The organism is Ulvibacter sp. 2305UL32-6, assembly GCF_058148545.1.
In genome coordinates this window covers 1-2927 of the sequence record NZ_JBYVKA010000017.1, presented here as the reverse complement: position 1 = coordinate 2927, position 2927 = coordinate 1, and the positions used below count along the sequence as shown (strand labels likewise).

1 protein-coding gene is annotated in these 2927 nt (G+C 41.9%); it reads left to right on the top strand.

All coding sequences use genetic code 11. The annotated features are described in order from the left end of the window. On the top strand, positions 1-2868 hold a 2868-nt coding region (locus ACY2RU_RS17370), incomplete at its 5' end, for a T9SS type A sorting domain-containing protein (RefSeq protein WP_490139749.1). Positions 2869-2927: the final 59 nt, after the last annotated feature.

The following is a 2927-nucleotide window of genomic DNA, read 5'->3' as shown; positions in this document are numbered from 1 at the left end:
GTTCGTGCCTTTGGTGATCTTGATGGAACTGGCGGAAATGAAGAAGCTTGGACTATTTTTGATGAGGATGCAGCAACAACAGGTATGATTGGTGCCTCTGGAGATTTTGCAGATCAGTGTAACACGATCTTTGTAGAGACATTCACAATCCCTATGGCTACTATAGAACTATGGGCTGCTGATGGAATCATTGATTTCACAGGAACAGATGTTGCTGGAAATATCAACATTTCTAATCTTTGTGCAACTCCAAGTTTCCTTGAGTTACAATTAACGTATGACTATGACCAACCAACAGGGCCTCCGGTACCTTACACAGTTGTATCAGGTCAAGCTAGTGGAACTGTATTCCCAGTGGGAACAACAACAAACATTTTAGAGTATACTGATGCTGGTGGAAACACAGTACAGTGTTCATTTGATGTAACAGTAAATGATGTGGAAGCACCGGTTGTAACATGTATTGGACAACCAGGAACTGCTACAGGAACTGCAAGTGTTGCTCCTGGAACTGCTATTACAGACGCAAACCCAACAACGGTTAGTGTTTTAAGTGTAACAGACGATGTAACTATTACCGATCTTAATGTAGATCTTGACATCGCTCACACATGGGTAGGTGATATGGATATTACGTTACAATCTCCAGCTGGAACAGTTGTAACTATCATGGATCGTCCTGGTGTACCTACTACTGCAGCGGGTTGTTCAGGTGATGATATCTTAGCTACTTTAGATGACGAGGCTGCATTGCCTGTTGAAGATGAGTGTGGTGCTGGTGTACCAACGATCGCTGGTTCCTTTATTCCAAACAACGCACTTTCTGCCTTTGATGGAGAGAGCACTCTTGGAGACTGGACTCTTAGTGTTACTGATAACGCTGGTGGTGACAATGGTACTTTAAATAGCTGGGGACTTACTTGGAGCTATGACAATCCTGGAATGGGTCTTGACGTTATCTTAGATGCTAACGGTATGGCTACTATTCCTGCAAGTGCTCTAGTGATGAGTGCTACAGATAACTGTGGTGCTGTTACTATTTCTGGTTCAGGAGGTGCTCCGGCACCAATGACATTACCTACAACTTTTGTAGGAGGTAATGGTAACTTTGGAAATATGTTTGATGTTAACGGTCTTAATGATATTGTGATCCAATCATTCGATATTAACGCTGATACTGGAGCTACATTTGATGTAGAGGTATATGCTAAGACAGGAACTCACGTAGGTTTTGAAGGTGACATGGCAGCATGGACTCTTCTTGGAACTGCGCCAGGCGTTGTGTCTAACGGAGATGGTGTTGCAACACCGCTTAACTTGATGCTTAACTATGTTATAGCAGCAGGTGAAACACATGCTTTCTATGTAACACCAACCGATTTAAGTACAGGTGGACTTAACTACACCAATGGTACTACTTTAGGTGCTGTATTTGCTAGTGATGCTAACTTAGAATTCTTAGAAGGATCTGGAGTTGGATATCCTTTCAACAGTGGTACATTATTCGCGCCACGTGTATTTAACGGAAACATCCTGTATGATGCTGGTGGTGCTGTTGGTACTGATATCACATTTACATGTGATGATCTTGGAGAAACTCTTGTAGAGGTTTTTGCTACAGATGCTAGTGGAAACGAATCTTCATGTATCGCTACTGTTAATGTAATTGACAATACAGCTCCTGTACTTGTTTGTGCTGATGTAACTATTGAAGTAGGTCCTGATGGAACTACAACGATCGATCCAATGGCACTTCTTGGTAGTTCTCCAGATTCTTATGAAGTTATGACTATTAGTAGTGATAACGGCTCAGGAACTGAAGGATTCACAGATTTCACTGTAGCGGTAACGGCTGCAGAGACTGTGAGTTTCGACTGGGCTTTTGAGACTATGGATGGAGCTGCTTTTGATAGCTTCGGATATACAATTAATGGTGTTTACACACAACTTACAGATCCATTAGGTGCACTTAGTCAAACTGGAAACAGTGGTGCTATTAACCTTGCACCAGGTGATGTATTCGGATTCCGTTCACAATCGGATGATGGATTATTTGGTCCTGCAACAACAACAGTGACTAACTTTATGCCAGGCTTTACAGGTCAATTTGATCCTGCAAACTGGGAACTTACATTGATCAACTCTGATGGAGATGCATTCTTTGTAACGATCCCTGGTGGACCATTATCTTTTGATGCTTGTGGTATCACAGTATTGGCTGTAGATGTAACAGAAGTGACTTGTGATGATATCGCAAACTCACCTATTACTATCATGGTCTTTGCAAGTGATGCAAGTGGAAACATTGCTGCTTGTACTGCACAGGTAACTGTAGTAGATGCTTTAGCACCTGTACTTACATGTCCTGCAGATCAATCAGTTGATCCAGGACCAGGTAACTTGTTCTACGAAGTGCCAGATTACTTCGCTACTGGCGAGGCAACGGCTGTAGACAACTGTACAGACCCTGTAGTGATCACTACACAGAATCCAGCTGCTGGAGACTTAATTGGTGATGGTGTATATACTGTAGAAATTACTGCTACTGATGAGTACGGAAACACTTCAACATGTGACTTCGAACTTACTGTAGAGAGTATTTTGGGTGTTGATGAGAATGCACTTAACAATGCGATCTCTATGTATCCAAACCCTGCACAATCACAAGTGATTATCGCTAACAGTTCTAACATCGCACTTGAAAAAGTAATGATGTATGATGTTACTGGTAAACTTGTCAATACTGTTGACCTTCGCGGTATGCAAGGAGAACAAGTAATTGACATTGATAACCTTCAGTCTGGAATGTACATGGTACAGATCCAAGGTGAAAAGGCTAGCATTACCAAACGCTTGATCAAAGAGTAAATACTAAACTCTTAACCAACCAAAAGAAAACCCCCTCACATTTGTGAGGGGGTTTTTGT